The organism is Thiomicrorhabdus indica, from assembly GCF_004293625.1.
Taxonomy (GTDB): Bacteria; Pseudomonadota; Gammaproteobacteria; order Thiomicrospirales; family Thiomicrospiraceae; genus Thiomicrorhabdus; species Thiomicrorhabdus indica.
Genome location: NZ_CP033040.1, coordinates 1,021,511 through 1,037,020, shown reverse-complemented (window position 1 = coordinate 1,037,020; position 15,510 = coordinate 1,021,511). Strand labels below are relative to the sequence as shown.

Annotated in this window: 15 protein-coding genes and 1 tRNA gene; 4 read left to right on the top strand and 12 right to left on the bottom strand. The window is 41.0% G+C overall.

The genetic code is table 11. From position 1 onward, the window contains the following. The first annotated feature begins 19 nt into the window (after window positions 1–19). On the top strand, window positions 20–2,728 hold the full coding sequence (gene lon / locus D9T12_RS04330; protein WP_130537026.1) for an endopeptidase La: 2,709 nt from the start codon (window positions 20–22) through the stop codon (window positions 2,726–2,728). A gap of 99 nt (window positions 2,729–2,827) precedes the next feature. Here the strand turns inward: lon and D9T12_RS04325 are convergent, their stop codons facing one another. From D9T12_RS04325 to D9T12_RS04315, 3 genes are all read right to left on the bottom strand, one after another. Next, complete coding sequence (locus tag D9T12_RS04325; RefSeq protein ID WP_130537025.1) at window positions 2,828–3,685, bottom strand: HDOD domain-containing protein; 858 nt, start codon at window positions 3,683–3,685, stop codon at window positions 2,828–2,830. Window positions 3,686–3,781: 96 nt separating this feature from the next. Beyond that, window positions 3,782–4,621, bottom strand: coding sequence for an HDOD domain-containing protein (locus D9T12_RS04320; protein ID WP_130537024.1), 840 nt, complete (start codon window positions 4,619–4,621; stop codon window positions 3,782–3,784). Window positions 4,622–4,789: 168 nt separating this feature from the next. Next, on the bottom strand, window positions 4,790–5,380 hold the full coding sequence (locus D9T12_RS04315; protein ID WP_240693233.1) for an arylesterase: 591 nt from the start codon (window positions 5,378–5,380) through the stop codon (window positions 4,790–4,792). 108 nt (window positions 5,381–5,488) lie between these two features. Between D9T12_RS04315 and D9T12_RS04310 the strand changes: the two genes are divergently transcribed. From D9T12_RS04310 to D9T12_RS04300, 3 genes are all read left to right on the top strand, one after another. Further along, window positions 5,489–6,199: an ABC transporter ATP-binding protein gene (locus D9T12_RS04310; RefSeq protein ID WP_130538520.1), complete on the top strand. Its 711-nt coding sequence runs from the start codon at window positions 5,489–5,491 to the stop codon at window positions 6,197–6,199. 12 nt (window positions 6,200–6,211) lie between these two features. Continuing rightward, window positions 6,212–8,737: an ABC transporter permease gene (locus tag D9T12_RS04305; RefSeq protein WP_130537023.1), complete on the top strand. Its 2,526-nt coding sequence runs from the start codon at window positions 6,212–6,214 to the stop codon at window positions 8,735–8,737. Between the two features lie 128 nt (window positions 8,738–8,865). Continuing rightward, the gene (locus tag D9T12_RS04300; RefSeq protein WP_130537022.1) at window positions 8,866–9,087 is read left to right on the top strand and encodes a hypothetical protein; all 222 of its coding nucleotides are present in this window, start codon (window positions 8,866–8,868) and stop codon (window positions 9,085–9,087) included. A gap of 76 nt (window positions 9,088–9,163) precedes the next feature. Here D9T12_RS04300 and D9T12_RS04295 read toward each other — a convergent pair whose 3' ends face one another. From D9T12_RS04295 to infC, 9 genes are all read right to left on the bottom strand, one after another. Further along, window positions 9,164–9,397: a hypothetical protein gene (locus D9T12_RS04295; RefSeq protein WP_130537021.1), complete on the bottom strand. Its 234-nt coding sequence runs from the start codon at window positions 9,395–9,397 to the stop codon at window positions 9,164–9,166. A gap of 137 nt (window positions 9,398–9,534) precedes the next feature. Then, window positions 9,535–9,611, bottom strand: a tRNA-Pro gene (locus D9T12_RS04290). A 63-nt stretch (window positions 9,612–9,674) separates the two neighbouring features. After that, on the bottom strand, window positions 9,675–10,133 hold the full coding sequence (locus D9T12_RS04285; protein WP_130537020.1) for a MerR family transcriptional regulator: 459 nt from the start codon (window positions 10,131–10,133) through the stop codon (window positions 9,675–9,677). Further along, window positions 10,120–10,434, bottom strand: coding sequence for an integration host factor subunit alpha (locus D9T12_RS04280; RefSeq protein WP_130538519.1), 315 nt, complete (start codon window positions 10,432–10,434; stop codon window positions 10,120–10,122). The genes D9T12_RS04285 and D9T12_RS04280 overlap by 14 nt, the downstream gene beginning before the upstream one ends. 85 nt (window positions 10,435–10,519) lie before the next feature. After that, a complete protein-coding gene (gene pheT / locus D9T12_RS04275; RefSeq protein WP_130537019.1) occupies window positions 10,520–12,907 on the bottom strand; it encodes a phenylalanine--tRNA ligase subunit beta in 2,388 nt (795 codons plus the stop codon). A 27-nt stretch (window positions 12,908–12,934) separates the two neighbouring features. Further along, window positions 12,935–13,933 carry a phenylalanine--tRNA ligase subunit alpha gene (pheS, locus tag D9T12_RS04270; protein ID WP_130537018.1) on the bottom strand — a complete coding sequence of 333 codons (999 nt, stop codon included), beginning with the start codon at window positions 13,931–13,933 and terminating at the stop codon, window positions 12,935–12,937. A 277-nt stretch (window positions 13,934–14,210) separates the two neighbouring features. Beyond that, a complete protein-coding gene (gene rplT / locus D9T12_RS04265; RefSeq protein WP_130537017.1) occupies window positions 14,211–14,567 on the bottom strand; it encodes a 50S ribosomal protein L20 in 357 nt (118 codons plus the stop codon). Between the two features lie 15 nt (window positions 14,568–14,582). Further along, window positions 14,583–14,780, bottom strand: a complete 198-nt coding sequence (gene rpmI, locus D9T12_RS04260) for a 50S ribosomal protein L35 (protein ID WP_130537016.1) — start codon at window positions 14,778–14,780, stop codon at window positions 14,583–14,585. Between the two features lie 171 nt (window positions 14,781–14,951). Next, window positions 14,952–15,500: a translation initiation factor IF-3 gene (gene infC, locus D9T12_RS04255; RefSeq protein ID WP_130537015.1), complete on the bottom strand. Its 549-nt coding sequence runs from the start codon at window positions 15,498–15,500 to the stop codon at window positions 14,952–14,954. Window positions 15,501–15,510 lie beyond the last annotated feature (10 nt).

Here is a 15,510-nt window from a genome sequence, read left to right as displayed (position 1 = left end):
ACTAGGAAACCGGATAACGATGAGTAACTTCAGTGATAAACCCGATGAGTTAGACGTAGTGAACAATACAGAGACGGCTGAAACCACCGAGCAAACAGACGATGCTGTTGAACACAAAGACTCTTTAGAATTAGACTCTGACAAGACGTCAGAGACAGCGGATTCCTCAAAGGTTCAACATCTTGAAGAATTTGAAGAGATGACACTTCAAGAGGCGATGGAGGCTGAAATTTCTGAAGAACTCAAAGCACATATTATCGAACAAGCCAACAAAGTTTTGGAAGGTGAACACATTCATCACAGTGAATCAGAAGAAGAAAATACATCTTCACCGGCCGGTAACGTTTCTAAAGCACTTGCCAAACCGGAACTCACTTATCCACAAAACCTACTATTATTGCCAGTCAAAGAGCGTCCATTTTTCCCAGGCCAGCAACTGCCTGTTTTAATCAGCAAAAGTGCTTGGGAAAGCACCTTCGATAGCCTAGAAAACTCCAATAGTAAATATATTGGTTTTGTCTATGTCGATCGAGAAGAGCACGAAACGACTCCACAAGAAGATTTTCGTCCTATCGGAACCTTGGTTAAAATTAGCAACCTGAAAAAGCGCGACGACTACATTCAGATGGTCGGTGAAGGGATTTGTCGTTTTAGAATCGAAAATTGGTTGCATGGCGAAGCGCCATACAAAGCCGTTGTTTCTTATCCAAAAGATGACATCAATGGCTCAGAAAATGAATTGAAAGCTTACGGCATGGCGATTATGAATGCCTTCCGAGAGTTGCTACCCCTCAATCCGCTTTACAGCGAAGAACTCAAATACTTCCTAAGCCGTTACAGCGCGAATGAACCGGCACACTTAGCAGATTTTGCCGCTGGCCTTACCACAGCCGACAACGAAAAATTACAAGATGTTCTGGAAACATTTGATTTAGTGCATCGTTTAGAGAAAGTGTTAGCGCTTTTCAAACATGAAATCGAAGTCACGCAATTGCAATTTAATATCCGTGAGCGCGTTGAAGAGAACCTAACCGAACATCAGCGCGAGTTCTTTTTGCGTCAACAACTTAAGGAAATTCAAAAAGAGTTGGGCATTGTTAAAGATGACCAGACACTCGACAAAGATCGTTTTGAAGAACGCTTGGAAAAGCTCGCCTTAACCGATGAAGCAATGGTCAAAGCGGAAGAAGAGTTACACAAGTTGACAATTTTAGACCCGCAATCGCCTGAATATAATGTCACGCGAAACTGGTTAGATTGGTTAACCCAATTACCTTGGGGTCAAATTTCGGAAGATAAACTCAAACTCAAACGTGCAAAAAAGATTCTTGACCAAAAGCATGATGGCCTAGAAGATGTCAAAAACCGTATTTTGGAGTTCATTGCAGTTGGCGCACTCAAAGGCGAAGTCTCCGGTTCCATCATCTGTTTAGTGGGTCCTCCTGGTGTCGGGAAAACCTCAATTGGTAAATCGATTGCGGAAGCACTCGGTCGAAAATTTTATCGTTTCTCGGTCGGTGGCATGCGGGATGAGGCCGAGATTAAAGGCCATCGTCGTACCTATATTGGAGCCATGCCAGGAAAATTTGTCCAAGCGTTAAAAGATTGTCAAACGGCAAATCCCGTCATTATGCTCGACGAAATTGACAAGATTGGTTCGAGTTATCATGGCGACCCAGCTGCAGCACTTCTTGAAGTGCTTGATCCAGAACAGAATCAAGACTTTATGGATCACTTTATGGACGTGCGTTTTGACCTTTCCAAAGCGTTGTTTGTATGTACTGCCAATACACTCGACACGATTCCTGCACCACTTTTAGATCGCATGGAAGTGATTCGTCTATCAGGTTACATTACCGAAGAGAAAATTCAGATTGCCAAACACCACTTGTGGCCAAGCCTTTTAAAAGATTCTGGTCTCAAAAAACAGCAAGTTCAGATTACCACACCCGCGATTCGCCACATTATTGAAGGCTACGCACGTGAAGCCGGTGTTCGTAATTTGAAGAAGCAGTTGGCGAAAGTGGTTCGTAAAGTGGCCATGCGTTTAGTCAACAAAGAAATCGAAACCGTTAAAATCCATGTTCGCGAACTTGAACAAATGCTCGGCCAACCTCGTTTTATGCCGGAAAAACAAACGCATCAAATCGGGACAGTGACAGGTCTTGCATGGACATCACTTGGCGGAGCGACTCTAAGCATTGAAGCAAGCCGCGTTCATACTTTGAACCGTGGATTTAAACTTTCAGGTCAACTTGGTGAAGTGATGCAAGAATCTGCTGGTATTGCCTATAGCTATATCAGTTCAAACCTTGAAACCTACAAAGCAGATCCAGAGTTTTTCGATAAAGCATTTGTCCATTTGCATGTGCCGGACGGTGCAACGCCTAAAGATGGTCCAAGCGCCGGAATTACAATGGCAACCGCTTTACTGTCGCTCGCTCGAGGAGAAGCGATTAAAACGCCTTTAGCCATGACTGGAGAGCTTAGCTTAACAGGGCAAGTGCTACCGGTTGGTGGCATTCGTGAAAAAGTGATTGCTGCACGTCGTCTTGGATTACAAACCCTGATTTTGCCAAACGATAATAAAAAAGACTATCAGGAGCTACCAGACTATTTACAAGAAGGTTTAACGGTGCATTTTGCAAAACATTTCAATGATGTAGCAAAACTGACCTTTGAGATTCAGAAACCTTCACTCGCTTTAAAGCAATCGCATAAAAACTAATCTCAATCGCGCCATAATCTTTACCGGCCGGTAACTTTTATAAAGTCACCGGCCGGTGAAAATCAAGCCAAACAATCCTGAACAGTTTGACTAAACCTCTCAATATTGACTCTTTAAAAAGTTCTGTGCGAGATCGTTTTTAAAACTTTGAAAATGTTGGTTATTTAGTTTTAGCTCTTCAAGTGCTATCTGTTGAGCTTGCTTCATCTCAGTCGTTTGATAAATCTCATAACACACTTGATCCACAAGCTCATTCGCTAATCGTAACCGAGAAACCCACTTACGGATTTCTTTATCGGTAATCGCTTCAATATCCAACTGGTGATGACGGTAAATTCCCTCAAGTACGAGTCTTGGCAGTTTCCATTTTTTTCCAATGATGACACCCAGCAAACAATGATTGGTTCCATAACGTTTCTCTTCTTTTTCAAGAGCACTTACTGGAAAAGCTCGACTTTTTTGGAAAAGCTCCTCGTACTTTGCTGGATCATAAATACTCATAGCCATTGCCCCAAGATTATGGAACAACCCCATGCTATAAGCAAAATCCGGCTCATAATCCCCACAGCGACGCTCAATCAATACCATTGCCTTAGCCGTCCAGATCGAGTGTTCCAAGACAGCCGCGTAAACCTCATTCTGTGAAAAAAGTTCTTTAAAATGCGCCGAGATGACGAGGTGATAGAGTGACTGAGTGCCGAGAAAATTGATTGCCTGACTAATATTAGACACAGGGTTATTGAGATTATGCAGAACTTGATTAGCCGTTTTAATAATTTCTTCAACAATCCCAGAATGGTTTTCGAGCTCCCTGATAACATCAAAAAAATTAACGTTATCATTGCGGAGCTTTTCTTCTAACCAAATAACTCCCGTGGGGACAGCAGGGAACTTAACGGTGGATAAAATATAAACCGATTCCTGAACTTTTTCTTGCTGAGTTAGGTTTTCTGCCATTGATTAACTTTTGTCTCGGTCGATAACTTAAAGAATTAATTTTGCAAAAAACCTTACAAATTGGCAATGATTTTCCAATTTGGAGTAAAAGATAGGTTATTTCGTTCCACCCGTCAGCAACTGCTGACGTAGATCATTAATAAAATCGGTGTCCAACATTAATTCTTGTTTGCCATCCTTTAGGAAGGCTTTCATTTCGTCGCCAATGTACGAGCCTAGGGAGATTTCAGCAACAATAGCGTTGGCAATTTTTAGCATAGCCACATAAGTGCGGACTTTGTCATCATTAATTTTGGACACGTCAGGTGTGTGATGCAACATAATGACATTCAGTAAGTCAGTGGGTAGTTGCCATTTTTTTGCGACCAATAGTCCCACTAAAGTGTGATTGGTATTGAATGCTTCCTGTTCTTTTTGAAGAATACCTATCGGGTTGCTCATTCCTGAACGGAAGATTTTTTGATAGACCTCTTCATCTTTGGAGGCTAGCATTAAACAACCAACATTATGAAAAAGTCCTACTAAATAAGCCTCATCTCTTGGAATACCATGAACTTCTTCAGTTAAGAATGCCATACAAAAAGCAACGTCTACACTGTTATCTGAAATATCTCGATGTAAGCCTCTCGAACCAAACATGCGTTTGAACGCAGCAATAACGACAAGATTGTAGATATTTTTAAATCCCATGGTAGTCACTGCATCTCGAATGGTATTCACTGGGTTTTTTGCTTTCATGACCGGCATGTTCGCTAATTTAACCACTTCTCCAGAGAGAGTCGTATTTCGCTCAATGATTTTTGTAATGTTTTGCGCATTGGCAAATTTGCTTTGAATTTCTGCATCAAGTTCAATCACTTCTTGCGGAAACTCTGGAATTTTAATTCCTCGAATGGCTTCAAGTGCATCTCTTAATCGGTCTTGTTGCAACCCCATTCTGATCCCTCTTAACTAAAATTTCTTGTCATTAAAAATAGGGTTACTATAATCTCCTCATAAACGTTTTACCAAGTACTTTTAGGTTGTTTTAGGTTAAAAAAGCTAAATCCTAGAGAATTTCTGACAAAAATTGATAAGAATTAAATTTTAGGAACTCGAATCACTCTACTTCTTAAGTAAATCCAGCACTTTAGGGAGTAATCTTTGCAAGATAATCGGTTGAGCTAATGCATTGGGATGCAATCCATCGGATTGCATGTAATCCGAATCAAGCGCAACAGGTTCCAAGAAAAAAGGATCAAATAATAAATTGTACTTTTGTGCTAAATCACGATAGACCTTCTGCAAAAATTTATCGTACGCCGGTCCATAATTTGTTGGTAAACGGATGCCTAGCAACATAACGTGACATTGTGGTGTGACATTTGCACACACTTGAATAATGGATTCTAAATTACGTTGAGTCGTCTGTAAGTTTTGCCCTCTCAAAGCATCATTGGCTCCAAGCTCCAAAATCACCCAGCTAGGCTCGTGCTGTTTGACTAAATGATTAAATCGCTGTTTTCCACCAGAAGTTGTTTCACCACTAATACTTGCATTGACAACCTCAACGTCCGCATAGTTTGTATTTTCTTTTAGCTCTTGCTGCAACAAATTAACCCAGCCTTTTTCGACTTCAATACCATAAGCCGCACTCAGACTATCCCCTAAAACCAACAAAACGTTCTTTTCCCCTCTTGAGGTTTGAGTATCCATGATTTCGCCAACGTTTTGCCCTTGCGACTGAGCATGACTTAGCCTAGGATGAAGACTCATCAAAAGCATGAATACAATGCTAACGAAACTTACAAAGACGACAAAATTATGACTTCTATAGCCAGTGTGAACGCCCCTGTGATTCAACTTAAATCGGTTCATTATCAAGTTCCTTCAGAAGATCAATTACTGCACATCTTAAATTCCTGTGATCTATGCGTCCAGCCCCAAGAATCGTTGGCGATTATTGGTCGATCAGGTTCCGGTAAATCCACATTGTTGTCGATTGTCGCAGGTTTAGAAAAACCAACAGACGGTGAAGTTCACCTTCTAGGCCAGCCAATTCATAACTTAAATGAAGATCAACGTGCATTGGTTCGAGCACAGGATGTGGGGTTTATTTTTCAAAACTTTCAGCTCATGCCGAGTATGACAGCTCTGGAAAATATTTTAATGCCTTTAGAGCTTTTCCAACTTCCTCACGCCCAAAAACAAGCGCTTGAGGCACTAGACAAAGTCGGCCTCTCTGACCGAGCCCATCACCGGCCGGCAGAATTATCAGGCGGCGAGCAACAACGTGTTGCCATTGCTCGTGCATTTGTCACTCAACCCAAAATTTTATTTGCCGATGAGCCGACAGGAAACTTGGACGAAGAAACCGCTGAACACATTCAAACTCTGTTATTTGATTTACAAAAAGAACAAAATAGTGCGTTGGTTTTGGTAACCCATGACATGGATTACGCTAAAAAATGTCAAACGACTTTGCAATTGGTTAAAGGTCAACTGCAGCCATTTAAACCCGACCAACACTCTTAAAAGGCATCCATTATGCAATCGGCTCTTAAGGATTTACGCACCGCATCCATCTGGTTTTTTCGCGGCTTAAAACATGGTGACTGGCTCTGGTTGGTGTTTGCAATCATGATTGCCAGTCTGAGCGTTACCCTGATTAAACAAGTTGGGGATTCTGTTCAACAAAGCATGTTAGCTAAAGCGGCGAATAGCTTAGGAGCAGATTTAGTGATTCGCAGTTCTCGCCCTATTGAGAGTCCGATTCTCCGATTAGCTGAATCGTTTAATCTAAATACTCGTCAAACAACTTCAGTCGTCACAATGGCCTTTGCCAATGATCAATTTCAATTAATCTCTTTGAAAGGCGTCTCAAAACTCAACCCTATTCGTTTACCGGCCGGTCAACACCCAATTTCAGATGATTTTAATTCAGGTGTTTGGCTTGAACCAAAATTATTTGAGTTGTTAAACCTAAAACAGGGTGATGACATCACACTAGGTGAAAAAACATTTAAAATCATTGGTCAATTAACTCCCAATAGTTTAATTAATCCAATGGCACAATTTGCTCCTCAAGCGTTACTGTCATTGGAAAACTTTGAACAAACCCAACTACTTGGCCCTGGTAGCCGTGCCACCTATGAACTTCAAATCTCTGGGCAAAATAGCGCTGTTTTAGATTTTAAAAAACAGGTCGAACAGAGAATACAAAACAGCCAAGCAGACAGCCCGCTTCCCTGGACACTCATTTCAGCACAAGCGCCTTCTGAAGACTTAGGGAAAACCTTAGATCGAGCTTGGTTTTTCTTGGATTTATCAAGTTTATCAGCTGTGCTAATTGCGGGAATGAGCATTTTAATAGCCAGTCGCTTTTACTTAAGACGATGGCAAAATACCATGGCATTGCTCAGAGCCACTGGGGCCAATAATGCAAAAATGATGCGTCTCTTTGCTGGACAACTTTTCTGGTTATCTTTTTTCAGCAGTATCATTGGTGCACTACTTGGGCTACTAGCCTCATGGCTATTGGCGCCAACCCTGACAGAATTTTTTGATCCTTTTATACTCAGCTCACCTTGGCAAGCATTTTGGGTCGGAGCTATGAGTGGTATGTTGGTTCTGTGGAGTTTTGCTTGGCAAGCATTAACCGAAGCAATTAACACTAGCCCTATGCGACTTCTAAAATCTGTCCCCAGACAACAAAGTCTTATTCATTGGGGTTTTAGTCTGTTACTGATTACGCTCTTGATAAGCCTAATGGTTGGTTGGGACTTGTTAATGTGGGTGATGCTCGGACTTTTAGTGCTCAGTCTAGTTTTTTGGTTATCCGCTACTCTGCTGATTTATGCTTTAGAAAAGCTAAATCATCGAATAAACGGCTGGAAGAAAATCGCCATTTCGAATGTATTGAAAGAGAAAGGTCTCCTTAAAATCCAATTGATTTCAGTTGGCATTGTTTTATTCGTACTATTACTCATGACATTTGTTCGGCAAGACATTTTGCAAACTTGGCAAAACTCACTTCCCGAAAATGCGCCAAATGTTTTTATGATGAATATTCAACCCGACCAAAAAAATGAGGTTGAAAAAATTCTAGCGGGATTTGATCTTCACCCTACATTAACCGCAATGGTCAAAGGTCGTTTAATTGAGAAAAATGGTATGACTATGAAAGTCAGCGAACAAGCCTCCCCTCGAGGCCAACGCTTACTGCAACGCGAGGCCAACATAGGCATAATGCAACAATTACCTGAACACAACTTAATCTTGGCAGAGATTGAATCTTCTCAAAGAAATGGCGCACTACCTTCAGTATCAGTTGAGCAAAGTATTGCGGAATTATTCGGTATTAAGCTAGGTGACACTCTTCAATTTGACTTTCAAGGTCAAAAATTCAGTTACCAAGTCACCTCCTTTCGACAGGTCGAATGGCAAAGTTTTCAACTCAACTTCTTCTTTATTATTGAACCATTTAGCTATGAGAAAAATGACTCAACACAAGCGTATTTACCTATTAGTTATATCAGTAATTTCTACTTACCAGAATCAACCAATACAAAATCGTCAACTTCCACCCAAATTACTCAGAATTTAGCGCAACAAACGCCGGGCGTTTTGCTGATCGATGTGAGTGCCATTATGGTTCAAATTAAAGACATCATGAATCAAGCAACTTGGGCAGTAACGGGTCTATATTTCTTTACATTAATTGCAAGTATTCTCGTGCTATTTACAGCAACACTCGCGAGTCAACAAAATCGCCTACAAAACTGGTTTTTGCTTCGTAGCCTTGGAGCAACCCAAAAAATCATCACCAAGATAGGCCTGACCGAGTTTGTGTTGACAGGAATTCTTGCGGGGGCGATTGCTGCGACACTGGCTCAAATAACCAGTTGGTTAATCAGCACCTTTTGGCTGCAAAAAGCGGCACCATTCTCATTTGAACTGTGGATGACTAGCTTAACTTTGGGAGTCAGCGTTCTCTTATTGATTGCTTGGCTCACACAAAGACACTTTTTAAAACTGTCAGCCTCACAACTCAAACAAATTATTCAAAATTAGCATAAATCAGATACTTAACGAAAGAGCCTTCAAATTTTTACGTAAATTAACGGATACTCACTAAGTGGAATATCATTATAATTATTGACCAAAATCAAATTTTGATAATAATTGAACAAGGTAAAAATATGCAGACGTTAAACGCTGGAAACCTAACGCAATTCCGAATGATTGATGAAATCAACGCTGGCTATATTGAGCTAAAAAATGGTCAAAAATTGCAACATAAGCTCGAAAAACTAGGCGGATCAGTCACCTTGAAGCCAATTGAAAAACTCAATTTTCGTGCAAGTGAAAAGCTCGTCGTAAAATGCCAACAAACTGGAAATTTCTTTCAAGCAGAGCTCTAAGTGATATAGAAAATTCCCTACCGGCCGGTAAACAATTACCGGCTAAAATTAAAATATCTGCCCATCTAACGACTTATTACCTCATTGGATAATACATCTCATACTGATATTTTTGTAACTTCTTAATTTTTCGCTGACAAAATTTAATGATGTCTTCGTTGTTTTCTACAGCAAGCTTATAAAACTCTGGTTCATAAGCATCACGATTTGCTTGAAGCTCAATGAGATTTTGACGCGCGTCTTTAGCCAGTTGTGAAAACTTCACGATGGCAATATCTACACTTTTTAAATCGACAGAATGACTTTCCATAAAATTCTCAACGAGCTACCAAGGAAGTAAAATTACTTAAATAACTATACGTACCATGATAATACAGAAAGTGAGCATGCGTAAATTTAATAAAAATCTCGGAAAGATAAATAGAAACGTTTATACAGAAAATGAAATGGTCGGAATGACAGGACTTGAACCTGCGACCCCCACACCCCCAGTGTGATGCGCTACCAGACTGCGCTACATTCCGATTTTTGAGGTTGGCTATTATATAAGTGGTAACAGAAAAAGCAATGAATGAATCAAAGAAATATTACAAGTGCTCTTTTACACGGGATTGGAAACTTTGGCATTCTTTGAGCAAAGATTTAAGAGAACCAACTAAACCTAACAAATCAATGTTGCTTGCCGCATTTTCAACGGGCGCACATGGTAATTCAGTTTGATTGTCTGATGGAACTAATGAAGTTTCTGAAGAGGTTGATTTGGCGTTTTTGTCACTTAGCTGAGCGATAGCTCCCTCAACCGTAAACCTTTGAGCATTCAATAGATCATTAATTTGTAGAATCAACAAAACATCATTGCGCTGATAATAACGACGACCACGGCGTTTACTCGGTTTCAGTTGGGGGAATTGCCCTTCCCAATAGCGCAAGACATGGGTTTTAACACCGCACATCTTAGCGACCTCCCCAATCATAAAATATTTTTTATTTGGGATTTCAACGTCTTGCGCTGCAGATTGAGAATTTTCTAAATTATTCGTTACCATCAAAAGCGTCTATCTTCGAGCGTAATTTTTGACCTGGTTTAAATGTTACCACTCTTCGTGCAGAAATGGGAACATCTTCTCCTGTACGAGGATTACGACCTGGACGAGATGCCTTATCACGCAGTTCAAAATTACCGAAACCAGAAAGTTTAATCTGCTCTCCAGAAATCAATACACTACTGATTTCCTCATAAAACTGTTCGACTAATTCTTTCGATTCACGTTTATTAAAACCAAACGTATCGGCAAGTTCCTGTGCAATATTCGCTTTGGTTAGCGTTTGCCCTTTCGATTCTGTCATAGCTTTTTCCCGAGTTTGATTTTGGTCTGTTTTGCCGCCCTGCAACAAGGTTAATTCTGTTTCAGGCTGAATATTAGAGGTTTTTTTATCGTAGTTTTGCATCGACATTCTCTTCTGCTGATTTCAAAATAACTTCAACTAATTCATCGACTTCTGCATCTTCTAACGTGCGATCTTGGTGTTGGATTTTCAAGGTCAATGCAACACTCTTTTGATGCGCCTCAATCCCTTGCCCTCGGTAAATATCAAAAATTTCCACTGTTTTCAAAATTTGTGATTCCACATGCACAGCATCTAGGAGTTTTTGTACTTCAACCGATTCATCAATCACAAATGCTAAATCTCGTTGGGTTTCTGGGAATTTAGAAATAGCAGATGCAGCTGGAACATCCATGGTCAAGATTGAATCTTGACGAATTTGGAACATAAATACATTGCCAGACACCCCCATTTCTTTCACTAAAGAAGGATGTAGTTGACCCATTATTCCAATTTCTTTTCCCTCTTTCACTAACGCAGCAGATTGCCCGGGATGCAATGCTGGGTTATTGCATCGTTCAAAACGGATCTTTCCTAATTGATGACTCATTCTCAGCAATGTTTCAACATCCCCTTTTAAGTCAAAGAAATCCACTGCACGGTCAGCTTCATCCCAACCTGAAGCAGCCATTTTGCCGACAATCGCTCCACCCACCATTGGAATTTGCGTGGCACCGGTTGAATCTTGATCATTTTTATAAAAAACTAAGCCACTTTCAAAAATACGTACACGAGGTTGCTGACGATTTTGGTTGTAAGCAATGCTTTGTAACAATCCTGGAAACAAAGTTGTTCGCATCGCTTTCATATCATCTGAAATCGGGTTTTGTACCAAAACATAAGGTAAATCTGGTGCAATCAATTTCTGTTTTTTCTCTTCAACGAAACTGTATGTAACCACTTCATTGTAGCCTCGTTGAACTAACGCATTTTTCAGAGCCATTAATTCTTGTTCAGACTCAGGCAGTTCATTGAGAGTCATTGGGGCATGCACAGGTGTTTCAGGCAAGTTGTTGTAACCATAAACACGACCAATTTCTTCAATCAAATCCATTTCAATCGCCATATCAAAACGGAAACTCGGCGCAGACATCATCCAACCTGCCCCCGTTTTCTCAATACCGAACTGTAGGCGCTCAAAAATTTCTTCAACAACAGAATCGTCAATCTCAACACCCAAACGATCGGAAATCGTCGCTTTGCGCAATTCAATGGTTTGAGCTTTAGGCAGAGACGCTTCATCGATGATCGATTTCACGCTAGATACTTCACCACCAGCAATTTCCGTAAATAATGCTAATGCACGATTCAATGCACGCTCAGGCAACTGTGGATCTACACCTCGCTCAAAACGCATTGAGGAGTCGGTATGAAGACCATATTTTCGAGCTTTACCAACAATCGATAGACGTGAAAAGTGCGCACACTCAAAGAAAATCTCTGAGGTTTCATCAGTAACAGACGTCGATAAACCACCCATAACTCCAGCCAGCGCAATCGCACCGGAATCATCCGCAACCACTAAGGTATCAGATGCTAGGACGATTTCTTTTTCATCCAACGTGGTCAGTTTTTGACCTTCATTCGCATAACGAATTTGCACGGCACCTTGCAATTTTGCTAAATCAAAGGCATGCATCGGTTGACCCATTTCCAACAAAACGTAATTGGTAATATCAACGACTAAACTCAATGGACGCAAACCAGAACGCTCTAGACGTTGTTTCATCCACAATGGCGTTGTCGCTTGAGCATCAAAACCAGTAACGACGCAACCCAAATATTTTGGACAAGCAGTCGAATCCGCAATCTGGATATCCACCGAACACGGTTTGTCACCGGCCGGTGAAGTTTCAGTAAACGGCACTGCAAATGGCGCATTGGAAATAGCATGCACATCTCGAGCAATTCCCATTACCGAAAAACAATCCGCACGGTTTGGAGTTAAATCTACATCAATCGAAGAATCATCCAAATCCAAATAATCACGGACATCCATCCCAATTGGCGCATCAGCCGGAAGAATGTATAACCCATCCACGCCATCATCTGGCAAGCCGATTTCTGTCGCACCACATAACATACCGTGAGATGGCACTCCACGAAGCTTTGCTTTTTTTATTTTAAAATCACCGGGCAGTTTTGCGCCAACTTTGGCACAGCAAACTTTTTGGCCTGGACGAACATTCTTCGCACCACAAACGATTTGTAGATTTTCTTCTTCACCTACATCCACCTGCGTGACATTCAACTTATCGGCATCAGGATGTTTTTCCATTGACACAACATGACCTACAACCACATTGTTAAAAGTGCCAGCCACCGGCTCAACCCCGTCCACTTCAAGACCAGCGAGGCTCAATTCTTCAGAAAGCGTATTGGTATCCCATTCTGGGCTTGTCCACTCACGTAACCAATTTTCACTAAATTTCATTTTCTAAATCCCTATTGCGCAGTCTGATTATTTGAATTGTTGAAGGAAACGAAGATCGTTTTCAAAGAATTGACGTAAGTCTTTAACGTTGTAACGAAGCATTGCCAAACGTTCAACACCCAAACCAAATGCCAATCCAGTGTATTCATCAGGATCAATACCGACGTTTTTCAAAACATTTGGATGCACCATTCCACAACCAAGTACTTCAATCCAACGGCCATCACCAAATAAATCCGTCGCAATATCCACTTCTGCAGAAGGTTCTGTAAATGGGAAATAAGACGGACGGAAACGGACTTTCAGGTTTTCGTCTTCAAAGAATTGACGTAAGAATTCAATAATCAACGCACGTAGCTGTGCAAAAGATGCACCTTTTTCAACAATCAAACCTTCAACCTGATGAAACATTGGTGTATGGGTTTGATCAGAATCACAACGGTAAACACGCCCTGGAGCGATAATCCGCATAGGTGCCTCTTTATTTTCCATCGTACGAATTTGCACACCAGAGGTATGCGTACGCAAAACCGTTTTTTCGTTAATGTAAAACGTATCATGCATCGCACGGGCTGGATGTGTTTCAGGAATATTCAGAGCTTCAAAGTTGTGCCAATCATCTTCGATTTCAGGACCTTGCTCAACATCAAATCCCGCTTTAGAGAAAAGCGTTTCAATACGATTGAGCGTGCGCGTTACAGGATGTAAGGAACCCAAATCAACATCTCGTCCCGGAAGCGTGACATCAATAGTTTCCTCTGCAAGCTTTTGCTGTAATTTAGCATTATCTAATTCGCGTTTTTTTTCATTCATCAAACCTTGAACAAGTTGCTTCGCCTCATTAATAACTTGCCCCGCTTTTGGCCGCTCTTCTTTCGAAAGCTTACCAAGCGTTTTCATCATGTCAGTAAAAGCACCCTTCTTACCGAAAAATTGCACACGAATTTCATCCAATTTCTGAAGATCATTGACGTTTTCCAACGCCGATTTTGCATCAGAAATAATGGTTTGCAGCTGTTCTTGCATGATTTTTTGAATCCCACTATTTTTTATAAATACAGTAAACAACAAAACTCTATGCCTAATGATTTGTTCACCGGCCAGTAAAGTTTTCTTATTTCTTGCATGAATAACTAAAAGACTAAGTCTTTGAAAGGGTTGTAGATTTTACAGAATTAGCCAGTTTTTTGGGAACTTTTTCCAAGTAAATTCTGACTTTATTCTTTCGATTTATTCTAGACAAAAAAATAGGGAGACCACTCAAGGTAGACTCCCTATCTTTTTTTGACTAAAACTTAATAAATTAAGCTAAAGCTGCTTTTGCTTTCTCAGCAATTGCACTGAATGCTGGCATATCATGTACAGCAATATCTGCTAGTACTTTACGATCAACTTCAATACCTGCTTTTGAAACACCGTTGATGAAACGGCTATAAGTCATTCCATTCATACGAGCTGCCGCATTGATACGTGCAATCCATAAACGACGGAATTGACGCTTACGCTGACGACGGTCACGGTAAGCATATTGACCTGCTTTAATCACCGCTTGACGAGCAACACGGAAGACTTTACGACGCGCGCCGTAATAACCTTTTGCTTGTTTCAATACTTTGTTATGACGACGACGTGCGATTACGCCTCTTTTAACTCTTGCCATGCTTTATCTCCTCAATTAAGCGTAAGGTAGCATACGGCGAACCATTGCTACATCATTGTCGTGAATCATAGAACCAGAACGTAACTGGCGCTTACGCTTAGTCGATTTCTTCGTCAAAATATGACGAAGGTGAGACTGTTTGCACTTAAAACGGCCTGAGCCTGTTTTTTTGAAACGCTTACGAGCGCTGCTGTTAGATTTCATCTTAGGCATGAAATAAACTCCGCATTTAAGCCTGTTCTTTGAGATTACGCCCATTGAACGACTTGATTTCAGTTTTAATAGTGTAAAACACTATCTCTTAGGGACAACAAACAGCACTGAGGGAGCTGCACCAGAAATCTATATACAATAGACCCCGATTGTTGTAGTTAGACTAATAAATTAGCCTTTTTTGATTGGAGCGACCATCATTTGCATTTGACGACCTTCCATCTTCGGCATCTGCTCAACAGTACCGATTTCCGTAATATCGTCGCGAACGCGCTCCAACATCTTCAATCCCAGTTCCTTATGGGTAATTTCACGACCACGGAACCAAATGGTTACCTTGACTCGATCCCCTTTCTCTAGGAATTTCACCAGGTTGCGTAGTTTGACCTGATAATCTCCCTCCTCAGTTCCTGGGCGAAACTTAACTTCTTTCAGCTGGACTTGTTTCTGCTTTTTCTTTGCTTCATGCGCTTTTTTCTGCTGCTGATACAAATACTTACCATAGTCCATGACTTTACAAACCGGAGGGTTTGCCTTGGCGGTGATTTCAACAAGATCTAAACCGGCATCTTGCGCGGCTGCCATAGCTTCCTTAATAGAAACAATCCCTAGCTGCTCACCATCTGCAGCAATCAGGCGTACTTCAGGTGACGTAATTGCCTTATTAATTCTGTCTTTTGGTGCTTCAGGTTGTTGTGGTCTGCCTCGACCTCTTCGAATTGCGATAGCA

Bases quoted from the DNA above. Each gene is read 5' to 3' on its own strand.
- lon (WP_130537026.1), top strand. From the start codon at position 20: ATGAGTAACTTCAGTGATAAACCCGATGAGTTAGACGTAGTGAACAAT.
- D9T12_RS04325 (WP_130537025.1), bottom strand. From the start codon at position 3,685: ATGGCAGAAAACCTAACTCAGCAAGAAAAAGTTCAGGAATCGGTTTAT.
- D9T12_RS04320 (WP_130537024.1), bottom strand. From the start codon at position 4,621: ATGGGGTTGCAACAAGACCGATTAAGAGATGCACTTGAAGCCATTCGA.
- D9T12_RS04315 (WP_240693233.1), bottom strand. From the start codon at position 5,380: ATGGATACTCAAACCTCAAGAGGGGAAAAGAACGTTTTGTTGGTTTTA.
- D9T12_RS04310 (WP_130538520.1), top strand. From the start codon at position 5,489: ATGACTTCTATAGCCAGTGTGAACGCCCCTGTGATTCAACTTAAATCG.
- D9T12_RS04305 (WP_130537023.1), top strand. From the start codon at position 6,212: ATGCAATCGGCTCTTAAGGATTTACGCACCGCATCCATCTGGTTTTTT.
- D9T12_RS04300 (WP_130537022.1), top strand. From the start codon at position 8,866: ATGCAGACGTTAAACGCTGGAAACCTAACGCAATTCCGAATGATTGAT.
- D9T12_RS04295 (WP_130537021.1), bottom strand. From the start codon at position 9,397: ATGGAAAGTCATTCTGTCGATTTAAAAAGTGTAGATATTGCCATCGTG.
- D9T12_RS04285 (WP_130537020.1), bottom strand. From the start codon at position 10,133: ATGGTAACGAATAATTTAGAAAATTCTCAATCTGCAGCGCAAGACGTT.
- D9T12_RS04280 (WP_130538519.1), bottom strand. From the start codon at position 10,434: ATGACAGAATCGAAAGGGCAAACGCTAACCAAAGCGAATATTGCACAG.
- pheT (WP_130537019.1), bottom strand. From the start codon at position 12,907: ATGAAATTTAGTGAAAATTGGTTACGTGAGTGGACAAGCCCAGAATGG.
- pheS (WP_130537018.1), bottom strand. From the start codon at position 13,933: ATGCAAGAACAGCTGCAAACCATTATTTCTGATGCAAAATCGGCGTTG.
- rplT (WP_130537017.1), bottom strand. From the start codon at position 14,567: ATGGCAAGAGTTAAAAGAGGCGTAATCGCACGTCGTCGTCATAACAAA.
- rpmI (WP_130537016.1), bottom strand. From the start codon at position 14,780: ATGCCTAAGATGAAATCTAACAGCAGCGCTCGTAAGCGTTTCAAAAAA.